The sequence below is a fragment of the Streptomyces sp. C36 genome, assembly GCF_040932295.1.
Taxonomy (GTDB): domain Bacteria; phylum Actinomycetota; class Actinomycetes; order Streptomycetales; family Streptomycetaceae; genus Streptomyces; species Streptomyces triculaminicus.
Window position 1 is genome coordinate 132,975 of sequence record NZ_JBFQGI010000003.1, and the last position, 12,941, is coordinate 145,915.

The 12,941-nt window shown below is 71.6% G+C and carries 10 protein-coding genes; all 10 read left to right on the forward strand.

What is annotated here, in order from left to right:
* The first annotated feature begins 33 nt into the window (after positions 1–33).
* The 10 genes from AB4K12_RS10455 to AB4K12_RS10500 all read left to right on the forward strand — a co-directional run bounded on the left by AB4K12_RS10455 (position 34) and on the right by AB4K12_RS10500 (position 12,839).
* Positions 34–2,043 carry an AAA family ATPase gene (locus tag AB4K12_RS10455; protein ID WP_368433933.1) on the forward strand — a complete coding sequence of 670 codons (2,010 nt, stop codon included), beginning with the start codon at positions 34–36 and terminating at the stop codon, positions 2,041–2,043.
* A complete protein-coding gene (locus tag AB4K12_RS10460; RefSeq protein ID WP_368433934.1) occupies positions 2,034–2,423 on the forward strand; it encodes a hypothetical protein in 390 nt (129 codons plus the stop codon). Before AB4K12_RS10455 ends, AB4K12_RS10460 begins: the two co-directional genes overlap by 10 nt.
* Entirely contained in the window at positions 2,420–8,638 is a 6,219-nt protein-coding gene (locus tag AB4K12_RS10465) for a DUF4157 domain-containing protein (protein ID WP_368433935.1), read from the forward strand. Before AB4K12_RS10460 ends, AB4K12_RS10465 begins: the two co-directional genes overlap by 4 nt.
* A 14-nt stretch (positions 8,639–8,652) precedes the next feature.
* Positions 8,653–9,216 carry a hypothetical protein gene (locus AB4K12_RS10470; protein ID WP_368433936.1) on the forward strand — a complete coding sequence of 188 codons (564 nt, stop codon included), beginning with the start codon at positions 8,653–8,655 and terminating at the stop codon, positions 9,214–9,216.
* Positions 9,217–9,292: 76 nt separating this feature from the next.
* Positions 9,293–9,943: a hypothetical protein gene (locus tag AB4K12_RS10475; protein WP_086566855.1), complete on the forward strand. Its 651-nt coding sequence runs from the start codon at positions 9,293–9,295 to the stop codon at positions 9,941–9,943.
* On the forward strand, positions 9,943–10,320 hold the full coding sequence (locus AB4K12_RS10480; protein ID WP_368433937.1) for a hypothetical protein: 378 nt from the start codon (positions 9,943–9,945) through the stop codon (positions 10,318–10,320). The genes AB4K12_RS10475 and AB4K12_RS10480 overlap by 1 nt, the downstream gene beginning before the upstream one ends.
* Complete coding sequence (locus tag AB4K12_RS10485; RefSeq protein ID WP_368433938.1) at positions 10,313–11,455, forward strand: hypothetical protein; 1,143 nt, start codon at positions 10,313–10,315, stop codon at positions 11,453–11,455. The genes AB4K12_RS10480 and AB4K12_RS10485 overlap by 8 nt, the downstream gene beginning before the upstream one ends.
* A 104-nt stretch (positions 11,456–11,559) precedes the next feature.
* Positions 11,560–12,075 carry a phage baseplate assembly protein V gene (locus tag AB4K12_RS10490; protein WP_086566851.1) on the forward strand — a complete coding sequence of 172 codons (516 nt, stop codon included), beginning with the start codon at positions 11,560–11,562 and terminating at the stop codon, positions 12,073–12,075.
* A gap of 15 nt (positions 12,076–12,090) precedes the next feature.
* Positions 12,091–12,423, forward strand: coding sequence for a hypothetical protein (locus AB4K12_RS10495; RefSeq protein WP_368433939.1), 333 nt, complete (start codon positions 12,091–12,093; stop codon positions 12,421–12,423).
* Positions 12,420–12,839, forward strand: coding sequence for a GPW/gp25 family protein (locus tag AB4K12_RS10500; RefSeq protein WP_368433940.1), 420 nt, complete (start codon positions 12,420–12,422; stop codon positions 12,837–12,839). Before AB4K12_RS10495 ends, AB4K12_RS10500 begins: the two co-directional genes overlap by 4 nt.
* The last annotated feature ends 102 nt before the right edge of the window (positions 12,840–12,941 follow it).

The following is a 12,941-nucleotide window of genomic DNA, read 5'->3' on the forward strand; positions in this document are numbered from 1 at the left end:
GAAGCGGGGGACCGCCGGATGTCGGGGGAGGGTATGAGCGAGCGGTACGGAGCAGCACACCAGCAGGCCCTCGCCACCGCCGTCGAGGCGGTACTGCGGCGCCTCGACGCGCACGCGCACACGTCCGCACGACCGCACCCCGGGCCGGACGTGGAACCGGCCCCCGGCGAGGAACCGACCTCCGGCCCCGCTCCCGAGGCCCCCGCTCCCGAGGGCGGCGCGCCCGAGGACCCCGCCGCCGAAGTCGGCGCGCCCCTGGACGCGCTGGCGGTCGTCGTCTCCTGCTTCGGCCTCACTCCCTTCGAACGCGACGTCCTCGTCCTCGCCGCCGCCGAGCAGACCGACCCGACCACCGGCCCCCGGTGCGCCGCCGCCTGCGGCGACCCGGCCCGCCCCCACCCCACGTTCGCCCTCGCCCTCGCGGCCCTCGACGACCCGCACTGGAGCGCCCTGACCCCCGTCGGCCCGCTGCGCCGCTGGCGGCTGATCGAGCTCGACGACGAGACGTCGCCGACGACGTCGCGGCTGCGCGTGGACGAGCGCATCCTGCACTTCCTGGTCGGCGTGCCCTATCTGGACGTACGCCTGCACGGACTGCTGCGGCGCCGGGCCCCCCGGCAGGAGACGCCGCCCCCCGGCCACCGGGACGCGGTCGAGAGCGTCGCCCGCGTGTGGACCGGCGCCGGGTTCGACGGCCCCCCGCACGCCGAACTCGTCGGCGCGGACCGGGCCACCCGCTGGGACATCGCCGCCACCGCCGCCGAGCACGCGGGCCTCGCGCTGTACACCGCCGCCGCGGACGACCTGCCCACCGACCCCGCCGAACGGGACCGGCTCGGCCGGCTCTGGCAGCGCGAGGCCATCCTCATCCCGGCCGCCCTGCTGATCGAGGACGGCGACCGGACGGGCGAACGCCGCGACGGCGCCGAGGGGTTCCTCGCCGAGCTGCCCGTACCCGTCATCCTCTCCGGCGACGAGCCCCGGCCGGGCGGCACGGCCCAGCGCGAACGCGTCACCGTCCCGCCCCTGACCTCCGACGAACAACTCCACCTGTGGACGGGGGCACTCGAAGGCGTCGACGGCATCGGCGAACAGGACGTACGCGACCTCGTCGCCCAGTTCTCGCTGCCCGCCCACGTCATCCGCTCGGCGGGAGCGGCGGTGCGCCGGGCCCCCGGAGGCGACGCCAGGCGGCAGGCGTGGCGGGCGGGACTGGCCGAGGCCCGGATGTCCCTGGACGAGCTCGGCCGCCGGATCGAACCCCGTGCCGGCTGGGAGGACCTCGTCCTCGCCGACCGCCAGCACGAGATCCTGCGCGAAGCGGTCGCCCACGTGCGGCGGCGTGCCACCGTCTACCAGGAGTGGGGCTTCGAGTCGGTGCTGCGGCGCGGCCTCGGGGTCACCGCCCTGTTCGCCGGCGGCTCGGGAACGGGCAAGACGCTCGCCGCCGAGGTCGTCGCGGGCGAGCTGGGCGTCGACCTGTTCGTCATCGACCTCTCCCAGATCGTCAGCAAGTACATCGGCGAGACCGAGAAGAACCTGCGCAAGGTCTTCGACGCGGCCGAACGCGGCGGAGCGCTCCTGCTGTTCGACGAGGCCGACGCGCTGTTCGGCAAGCGCAGCGAGGTCAAGGACAGCCACGACCGGTACGCCAACCTCGAGGTCAGCTATCTGCTGATGCGCATGGAGGCGTACCGGGGGCTCGCCATCCTGACCACGAACATGAAGCAGGCCCTCGACCAGGCGTTCATGCGCCGGATCCGCTTCATCGTCGACTTCCCCTTCCCCGGCGTACCGGAACGCGCCGAGATCTGGCGCCGCGTCATCCCTCGCGAGACCCCGCGCGAGGACCTGGACCCCGACCGGCTGGCCCAGCTCACGGTCGCGGGCGGCTCCATCAGGAACATCGCGCTGTCGGCGGCGTTCCTCGCCGCCGACGAGGGAAGCCCGCTGCGGATGCGGCACATGCTGGCCGCGGCGCGTACCGAGTACGTGAAGCTCGAGCGTTCGCTGACGCCGTCGGAGGTGCGCGGATGGGTGTGACGGATCCCCGGCGCGTCGACATCGAGATCGGCGAGCTGGTGCTGAGCGGCTTCGAGCACGTCGACCACGACCTCGTCGTCGACGCCTTCCGCCGGGAACTCCACCGGCTCGTCCGCGACCGCGGCGTCCCGCTCGCGGAGAACGCCGACGTCTCCGTGGACCTCCTCCGCGGCCTCCCGCCGCTGCCCGCCACCACCACCCCGCACCGGCTCGGCGCGGCGCTCGCCCGCGCCGTGCACGCGGGGCTGGCGGGGGGCGGTCGTACGGACGGCGGTCGTGGCGACGGCGGTCGTGGCGACGGTGATCGTGGGGACGTTGGTCGTGCGGGCCACGGGCGTACGGACGCCTCCGGTACGGACGTCGGGGGGCGGGGCGCATGAGCCGGGCCCAGGTGTCCGCCGACCGGCGACAGGCGGCCGAGAGCGAGCAGCGCAGGCGCAAGGCCCGGGCGCCCAAGGCCCATACCCCGGAGCCCAAGGAGATCATCACCGCGGCCGGTCAGCCGCTCGACCTCGGGCTGCGGCGCGAGCTGGAGGAACGATTAGGCCATGACTTCGGCCGCGTCCGCGTCCACACCGACCGCGACGCGGCACTCCTGACCGACCTGCTGGGCGCGGACGCCGTCACCGTCGGCGAGGACATCTTCTTCGCCGAGGGCAGGTTCAGCCCGGGCACGGAGGACGGGCGGCGGCTGGTCGCCCACGAGCTGCTGCACACCGTCCAGGCGCCGCACCCGCTGGGGGCGTTGACGGCCGGACGCGATCTGGGCGCGGTCAGCCTGCCGCAGGACGCGGTGGAACGGCAGGCCGAGGCCGGCGCCCGCTCGGACCAGCCGCTTCCCGAGGTGACACGGAGCGCCACGCCGGGCTGGCTGCGGTACGCGCGCGTGCGCGCCGACCAGTTCCGCACCGAGCTGCTCGACCCCGCGACGCTCGTGGACCGGCTCACGGCGGGCATCCTCCGCTCCCTGCGCGGCGACCCCGCCGACGCGGCCGGACGGGTACGGCAACAGCTGACCCGCTTCGCCCCTGAGCTGAAGGCGTCGGTGCTGGAACGGCTCTCCCACCGTCTGCCGTCGCCGGACCACGAGCGGCTGCTGGAACTGGTGGAGATCAGCGAACACGGGCCGGCGGACACGGACGCGGGCCTGATACCCGGCCCCGTGACCGAGCCGGCGCCCAGGGTGCCGGCCGAGGAGGCCGAGGAGCCCGGGACCCCGCCGAAGGATCCGGCCGAGGGCGGGGAGAAGGAAGAGCCGCCGCCGGCCAAGGACGAACCGCGGGACACGCCGCAGGACGAGCAACAAGGCAAGGAGAAGGAGAAAGAGAAGGGCGAGGAGAAGGGCGAGGAGAAGGGGGGAGACGAAGAGAAGGACGCGGAGAAGGAGCAGGAGAAGGGCAAGGGCAAGGGCAAGGGCGAGGGCGAGGAGCAGGACGGGCGGCAGCACGGCGAGGAGCCCGGGCGCCCGCAGCCGGGTGCTGTGGCGGCGGCCGGTGTCGTCGGCGCCGCCGCCGGACCCGGACCCGGACCCGCGGCCGGCGCCGAACCGCCCCTCGCGGCCGCCGCCGCGCAGGCTCCCGGCGCCCCCGAGCAGCAGCAGAAGGCCATGCGGCGCGCGCCCGCCGAGGGCTCGCGGCCCACCGCCGTCGACCGGCGGGCGGAGCGGCAGCCCGGGCCCGTACGGCCCGAGCGGGTGGACAGGCTCGCCGAGGCCGAGGACGGTTCCCTGGCCCGGCACGGGCTCCTCGACGACGACAAGGGCACCGCCGAGGACGAGCCGCTGGGCGTGGAGGCGGGAGCCGACAAGGAGCCCGAGACCCCGAAGGACGACGAGCCGGAGGCCGCCAAGCCGGCCGGGCCCGAGCTGCGCCCGGAGGACTTCGTCCCCGGCACCGACCTCGACGTCTCGTCCGTGCCCACCGCCGACCGGCTCGACCCCTCGGACGGGGGCGCGGCGGCGCAGGAGGCGCCGTCGTTCCCCGAGCCGCCGAGGACCAAGGCGGACGAGATCCAGGAAGACCGGCGCGACGAAGCCGGGGAGGACGCGGAGGAGGCGCCCGTTCCCCAGCAGCCCGCCGACGCCGGTCAGCCCGCGTCGGCACCCGAGGCCGAGGCGTCGGCCCGGCGTGAGGCCGACCGGGAGTCGCAGGACCGTACGGCGCGGGACCTCACGCCGGACAAGCCGGTCGAGCAGGAGGTCGGCCCGGAGCCGGAGGCGGCGAGTGCCGGTACCGGGCGGGCGGAGCCCGAGCCGTCGTACGACGAAGGGGCCGGCCCGCAGCACGAGGAGCCGTCGGCTGTGGCCGGTCCCGTAGCCGCCGGACGGTCCGCCGACGCGGACATGGCGCCCAGCACCGGGCCGGGGGCGGCCCTCGACGGCCCCGGCCAGCTGGCGGACGACGGGGAGCGCGGGCCCGCGCTCGGCGCCATGGGGCCCGCCGCCGAACAGGCCGACGCGCCCGGCGGACTCGGCGCCCCCGGCGCCGGGCCCGGGGCGGACGCCTCGATGGAGGAGGGCGGCGGCGCCTGCGCGGGGGCGCCGCAGCCCACCACGGAGGAGGCGGGCGGCGGCGAGGGCGGTTGCGAGGGCGGCGGCGCGGCCGCGGGCGGCAAGGAGAAGGAGGCCGAGAAGCCCGCACCCCCCGACGTCTCCGGCCAGGACCCGCAGAGCGCCCTCGCCACGGCCGGCGCCCTGCCGCCCGACCAGATGGCGGACACGCTCGACGGCGTGGACGGCGCGGTGGACCGCTCGGTCGGTGAGCAGCACGCCGCGCTGGAGGCCAATGCCCCCACCGCGCAACGCCCTTCGGGCGCGCCGCGTACGCTCTCCGGCGCTCCGGAGGAGGCCGCTCCCGCCCAGCAGGTCACCGAGCACGTCGAGCGGGAGGGCGCCGAGGGCGGCAAGGAGCAGAAGAAGGCGGACGGCGAGAAGGTCGAGGGACACAACCCCGGGGCCGACGTCGCCCGGCCCCACGTCGCGGACGACGGGGCGAACCAGGTGAGCGCCCAGGACGTCCAGAACGTGCAGCACGCCGTCGGCGAGGTGCCCACCACCGACCCGTCCCTGAACACCACGGTCGGCACGGCCCCCAAGGTGCAGCTCACCGGCGAGAGCGACCCGAAACGCACCGACAGGCAGGCCGAGAACCTCAAGAAGTCCTCGGAGAAGATCCTCGGCGTCGGCCGCGAGGACGCGGCCAAGCCGATGGGCGAGGACCGGATCTACCCGGACGTGCCCGGCGAGACCCTCCGGGGCGAGGTGCCCGGGAGCGGTGGCGGGGGTGGTACGGGCAGGCGCCGCCGGGGCGGCGCGGGGGCCGGCGCGGCCAAGCCCGGCGTGGCCGTCGTCGCCCAGCAGGAGCGCGGGCCGCAGATCCAGACGGCGGTGGGCCAGGCGCAGGGCCGCATGGGCGAGGAGCAGTCGCGGCAGAAGCAGTCCGAGGCCGACGAACGGCGCAGGAGCCAGGAGGCCCAGGACCAGGCCGTCGCCGAGAACGCCGAGGCGCAGGCCGGCGAGCGCGGCCGGGCCGCCGAGCAAGTGGGGGCCGAACGTACGCAGTGGCAGGCCGAGCAGGACGAGAAGATCACTCAGGCCGACGCCGACGCGGTGAAGGAACACGGCGAGAAGAACAAGGAGATCGACACCAAGCGCACCGACACCGACAAGGAGGTCGGCAAGCGCCAGGAGGACGACAACAAGAAGATCCAGGACAACCGGAAGGAGGCGGAGGAGAAGGCCCGTAAGGAGAAGGAGCGCAAGAAGGAGGAGTCCTCCGGCTGGTGGGGCTGGGTCAAGTCGAAGGTGAAGGCGGCGTTCGACGCGCTGCTGAGCGCGGTCACCGGGATCTTCGACTTCTTCCGCAAGATCGTCAACGGCATCATCGAGAAGTTCCGGGAGTTCGCCAACTGGGCGATCGAGCAGGCCAGGAAGCTCGCCGTCGAGCTCATCAAGAAGCTCGCCGACGCGCTGATCGCCATCGGCGACGTGCTGCTGGCGGCGTTCCCGGAGCTGCGGGAGAAGTTCCGCAACAAGATCCGCGCGTGGCGCGACAAGGCGATCGCCAAGGTCAACGAGTGGGCCGACAAGCTCAAGGCCGCCGTCAACAAGCTCCTCGACCTGCTGGCCGCCGGCCTGAACAAACTGCTCGACGCCCTGGAGAAGGGCCTCAAGGCCGCCATCGAGACGGCGCGCGGCGCGGTGCTGGCCGCGATCGACTTCGCGCAGAAGGCGATCGCGATGCTCGGCCAGTTCGCGGCACTGGTCGCGGACATCGCCCCCGACCCCGGCGGCTGGCTGGCCAAGCTGGGCGGCGCGGCCAAGGAAGGCATCCAGAACCATCTGTGGGGCGCCGTCAAGACGGCGGTGAAGTCGTGGTTCAACGAAAAGGTCGAGTCGGTGCTCGGCCTCGGCAAGACCATCATCAACATCCTGGTCAAGGGCTGCGTCTCGACCGCCCAGATCGGCCGGATGGCCTGGCAGGCGCTCGTCCAGTCACTGCCCGCCATCATCATCTCGATCGTCGTCGAGAAGCTCGTCTCGCTGATCGTCCCGGCCGCCGGCGCGATCATGACGATCATTCAGGGCCTGATGGCGGCGTGGGGGACGATCAGCAAGATCATCGCCGCGTTCGGCAAGTTCATGACCTTCCTCAAGGCGGTCAAGTCGGGCGTCGGCGCGGCATGCCTCTTCGCTGCGGCGGTGGCGTCCGGGGTGGTGGCCCTCCTCGACTTCATCACCAACTTCCTGCTGAGCCGCCTGAAGATGGCGGCGAAGGGGGTCGGCGGGCGGCTCAAGGCCATGGCCCAGAAGATCATGAAGGGGCTCGCCAAGGCGACGAAGGGCCCGCGGAAGGCCGCGGGGGCGGCCGTGAACCGGGCGAAGGACGCGCTGGTCCGTGCGGGGGAGGCGTTGACGGGGCGCGGTCGCCGCCGCCCGACGGCGAAAGCGGGCCCCCGCCCCGGTCCCCACCGGCCCCCCACGAAGCCGGGCCCCGCCCACCGGCCCCCGGAGCGGCCGACATCCCGCCAGACCACCCCCAAGCCCAAGCCGTCGACGACCCGCCGCCCCGGCCCGTCGCTTGCGGGGCGCGCCCTTCATGGCGCCAAGGCCGCGGTGAAGGGCGCGCTGAAGAAGGTCGGCAACGCGGCGAAGGCGCTGGGGCGCAAGCTCAAGAACAGCCGGCTGGGCAAGGCGCTGGCGAACGGGGCGAAGAAGATTCGCGACGCGTTCGGGCGGCAGCGGGATCGCTTGCGCGACCGGTGGAGGAAGCGGCAGGAGCAGCGCCGGCGGCAGCGGGACGAGCGCAACAAGCGCGAGAACTCGCCGCAGGCCAAGCAGGCGCGCTTGGACGTGATTCTCGCTCGCATCAAACCACGCTTGGAACGCCTTCTCCGCAAGGGAGTGGCCGGGGTCCCGCTGCGAGCCCTCCTCGGAGGAATGCGTCTGTGGTACCGCTTGACATCCCTGAATGTCAGGGGCGCCGAGGGCTCCCGTGAGGTCTGGGCGGTTCTGAACCCGGGTGGTTCGGCCGGACGGCCGTATCAGCCGGCTGAAGGTGAGCTCCGGGAGATCGTCCGCGAGGCGGTGCGCGAGTTCCTCGCCAACACCGAAGTGAAACGTGCGTCGCGCCGAATACGAAGGGAGGAAAAGGCCTCCTCCACTCGCCCACGAACAGCGCCATGGCCGCACGTCGCCGGCGGCGCAGACATTCCGGGCACGGTTCGACACATGCAGCGACGGGGGGCGAACATCCCGCAGGCTTACATGGGATTCACCTTTGGCGAGAACGGGATGCATGTCAGCGAGTTCCATCCGGGTGCGAAGCAGAACGCGGCCGACGCGCGAAACGCGATGGTGAATCACATCGGTAAGTATCCGGCCATCGCCAAGCAGACGAATACGACGGCCGACCGCCTCAGTCGATACGCAACCGAGACGCTGGAGGACCCCAGTGTCAGCCGCAGTGCCGCACGGGATCTCAAAGCAATGCGGCTGGGCGGTCCTTTCATCGCTAATGCGGTATCGACGTTCGTGGCCACGGGGAAGTGGCCGGCGGGGCTGTCGGAGAAGGAGGAAAGGCGTCTGGGTCGCCTCGCCTGGCTCATGCATGTCCGCGAATCCGTGCGTGATCCGGAGAATGTGGCGCTGGCGCCCATGACGCTCGATCTCATTGCCAATCAGCGCCTGACCGTCGACGATGCCTTCCAGTCGTTCGCAGATCCGAGCGCCAGGCCCGGTTCCCAACCCAGGGTGGGGGGCGGCGGGCTCTACCCTGCTTCTATGGAGGGGGCCTATCGGGCCACGCGCGGTCTCGAGGCGGAGGACAGTGGGCGGACGCTCGCCGACCGGGCCGAGGAAGAGCGGGTCAAGGCCCATGGCGACGCAGAGGAAAAGCGACGACTGGACGACGCACAGGCGGAGTTCGGAAGCCACGACGAGCGCCGCGAACTCGAGTCGCGAAAGCTGGAAATCATTACCCGGTGGGTCACCATGAAGTTGGAGATGGGTGGAGGAGTTTGGGGAAGTACCCGTAAGGACGTCGTGCAGTACATCAAGCGATTTATCATGCAGCACCATGGGATGCTTCCGAAATGATGGGTGTAACAGCGGTGGACCTGGAAATTCGAGTCGTACTCAAGTCGGAAGTGTCGAGGGATGACACCGCTACGCTGGGCTGGAACCTCGGCTGGAAGTTGGACGCGATCGGGCGTGAAGGGAGTTCGCCGCTGCGCGACCTTTGGTCGAAGGGTGACGTCTCGATCACATATATCGAGGACCCCGTAGTACAGCTCCGTTATTTTGTGATGCGAGGGCCCGAGGCGAGGGCCGTCGCCCGGGATGTGCGTGAAGCGCTCGCCGTGTGGTCGATCGACGAGACGTTGGGGCTGCTGACGCACGCCTCCGGAAGGGACGCGAAGATCCACGCGATCTACCTGGTCGCGCTCACTGCGTCATTCGATCAGGACGAACAGATCGTGGCAGCGTTTCGGCGGGTAGCGCAGGACGGCGAAGTGGATGCTCGTCATGCACTGCTCGTGGCCATCGGATATCTCGCGTCCTGGCCGGCCTTGAGGGAACTCGCAGAGACCATCCAACGCGAGGACCCGGCTCCTGCCGTGCGGCGAGATGCCGGATTCCTGCTGGAGGGGCTCGACCTGGCGGACGGTGGCTGATGCGGGGATCCCGAGCCGAGGAAGCGGAGATCACCATCGTGCCGATATCGAAGCAGCGGTCAAATAGGGAGGTCGGATGACCCGCTACGCCGACATCCCCAAGCCCATCCGTTCCGGCATCGTCATCATCGACCCCCGGCGCGGCACCCCCCGCGGGATCATCGTGTTGCAGTTCAATCCCGATTCCCTGGAGCGTTCGCTCGCGCCGCAGGCCGCCGGGGCGGAGGGGGCCGGGGATCGGACCGAGGCGTTGCGGTTGAAGGGGCCTGCGGCCGAGACGTGGAAGTTCACGGCGGAGGTGGATGCCACCGATCAGTTGGAGGCGCCGGCTCCTGATGGGATTCAGCCGCAGTTGGCGGCGTTGGAGATGTTGTTGCATCCGCCCAGCGCCACGTTGCGCGGCAATCAGGCGCTCGCCGGGTTGGGGACGCTGGAGATCACGCCCGTCGAGGCGCCGTTGACGTTGTTCACGTGGGGGCGCAAGCGCGTACTGCCCGTTCGGCTCACCGAGTTGACCATCACCGAGGAGGCGTTCGATGTCGAGCTGAATCCGATACGCGCCGCCGTCGGGATCGGGTTACGGGTGCTGACGGTCAACGATCTGCCGACCGGGCACCGGGGGGCGGAGTTGTATCTGGCGCATCTGTCGCAGAAGGAGCAGTCGGTGGGTCGGGCGGCTGCCGGTAGCCGGGGTGCGCTCGGGCTGGGGAATGCGGGGGGTTTCTGATGACGGTCGAGAGCGGTGGGATCAACGGCAACGCCGGGGCGCTGGACGCGATTCCCGCGCCGTCGGCCTATCCCCGGTCCAGCCGGTACTACGGCGTTCCGGTGGCCGTGCACACCGAGGCGGACGGGCGGCAGGTTCCGTATCTCCGTAGGCGGCTGCTGCCGGATCCGGCGCGGCTGAGTGTGCTGGCCGAGCACACCGTCAGTGCGGGGGACCGGCCGGATCTGCTGGCGCACCGCTATCTCGGCAGTGCCGAGCAGTGGTGGCAGATCGCCGACGCCAATCCGGTGCTCGACCCCAGGGAGCTGACCCGGACGCCGGGCCGCAGGGTCAGGATCGCGTTGCCGGCGGGCATACCCGGAGCCGCGAATGGCTGACACCCCGGTCACCACCGGACCGATTCATCTGACGCTGATGATGGGGCCCCGGATTCCCGTTCCCGTGCCGCAGCCCGTGACGGATGCGCTGCTGTCGGCGCAGGTCACCGTGGCCAGCGGGCAGCGCAGCGGGTTCCAGCTGGCCTTCGACCTGTCGAAGAACGGGCTGATCAACACCGCCCTGCTCCCCGGCGGCTTCTTCGATCCGCAGATACGGGTCGTGCTCGTCGTCACCGTCCAGGGCACCCCGACCGTCCTCATGGACGGCGTGCTCATCCGGCAGGAGGTCGGGGTCAGCAATCAGCCCGGCCAGTCCACCCTCACCGTCACCGGCGAGGACCTGACGGTGTTGATGGACCTGGAGGACAGGACGGGTACGGGCTTCCCGGCGATGTCGCCGTCCGCGCGCGTCAACGTCATGCTCACGCGGTACGCGCAGTACGGCATCACGCCGCTGGTGGTCCCGGAGCTGATTCCGCAGATGTCGTTGCCGACGCAGCGGGTGGAGGCCCAGAACGGGACCGATCTCGCCTACATCAGCGAGCTGGCGAAGGCCAACGGCTATGTGTTCTACCTCGATCCGGGACCCGTGCCGGGCATGAGCCGGGCGTACTGGGGGCCGGAGGTGCGGCTGGGCCTGCCGCAGCACGCGCTCAACGTGAACATGGACGCGCTGTCCAACGTCGACCAGCTCACCTTCGCCTTCGACGGCACCGCGCGGGAGGAGCCGAGGGCGCGGGTGCAGATCCCGGCCACCAAGATCTCGACGCTGCTGCCGATCCCCGAGGTGAGCATCCTGCGGCCGCCGCTGGCCCTCAAGCCGGCGCCCGCGCTGAAGAAGACCTCGGTCAACGACGCGGCGAAGAAGGAGACGGGCAAGGCCCTGGCGGAGACGCTCGCCAAGGCCATGGAGTCCGCCGACGCGGTCTCCGGCTCCGGTCAGCTCGACGTCGCCCGCTACGGGTACGTGCTGCGGCCCCGTGAGCTGGTGGGCGTACGGGGGGCCGGGATCACGTACGACGGTCTGTACTTCGTCAAGAGCGTCACCCACAACCTCCAGCGGGGCGCCTACTCCCAGAACTTCACCCTCGCCCGCGAGGGCCTGATCTCCCTTACGCCCGTCGTCCGCCCGTAGCGAGAGGCGCACACGACGGCCAAGGCGCACACGACGGCCGTCACCGTACGAGCCGCATACGAGCCGCAAGAGCCCGGCACAGCAAGGAGCACAGGAGCAGACGCATGGCCACTGAACCGACCCGCTACCTCGGCAAGTACCGGGGCACCGTGGTGAACAACATCGATCCGGAGCGGAAGGGCCGCATCACGGCGACGGTGACCGACGTCCTCGGTGACCAGCCGTCCAACTGGGCCATGCCCTGCTTCCCGGTGGCCGGCCCGAGGATGGGGCACTTCGCGGTGCCTCCGGTCGGGGCCGGGGTGTGGATGGAGTTCGAGCAGGGCAACCCCAGCGACCCCATCTGGTCCGGCTGCTGGTACGGGCACGAGCGGGAGCTGCCGCCGCAGGCGCTCGCCGGCCTTCCCGGCGTGGCCAACCAGGTGCTGCAGACGCAGTTGGGCCGGCAGACGGTGGTGCTCTCCGACGACCCGGTCACCGGGCTCACCCTCAAGGCGGCGTCCGGCGCCTCCATCGTGATCAACGACGCCGGGATCCACATCGACAACGGCCAGGGAGCGAAGATCACGCTCATCGGCCCGACCGTGACCATCAACCAGGACGCCCTGAGCGTGACCTGAGAGGGGAGGGTTTCCGTGTCCGGGAATCTCCTGCACGTCAACGCGACGGTGACCTGCCCGCACGGAGCACGGGCCACGGTCCTGCCCGCGCAGGCGCGGGTCGTCGTGAGCGGGAACTTCGCCGCCTCGGTGGCCGACCAGTACACCGTCACCGGCTGCCCGTTCACGGTGGCGAACAAGCCGCAGCCGTGCGTGACGATCCGCTGGGTGGCGCCGTCCACCCGGATCAGGATCAACGGCTCGCCGGCCGTCCTGCGCTCCTCCACGGGCCTGTGCCAGAGCCCCGAGCAGGTGCCGCAGGGGCCGCCGAACGTGTCCGTGGTCCAGCAGAGGGCGGTGGGACGATGACGGGGCCGGGTGGCATCGCGGGGCTGAGGACGCCCGGCGCCGGTCCGCGCCGGACCGACATCGCCTTCCCGTTCCGGATCGGCAGCCGGGGCCGCACCGCGGAGGCCGGCTACGACGACCATGTGCGGGACCTGATCGAGCAGTTGCTGTTCACCAGCCCCGGCGAGCGCGTGATGCGCCCCGACTTCGGCTGCGGGCTGCTCGACCTGGTCTTCGCCCCGAACAGCCCCGAGCTGGCCTCCGCGCTGCGGCTGACGGTGCAGGCGGCCCTTCAGCGCTGGCTCGGCGACGTCATCGAGGTGGAGTCCCTCGACGTGGAGAGCGAGGAGAACGTGGTGCGGGTGCACCTGGTCTATGTGGTGCGCCGTACCGGATCGCGCCGCGTCGAGGAGTTCGAAGGGCGGGGAGCGGCGTGACGGGCGGGGCGACGACCGGAAACAGCGCCACCGGAAACAGCGCCACCGGAAACAGCGCCACCGGAAAGTGCGCTACCGAGAACTGCGCCACCGAGCGCAGAC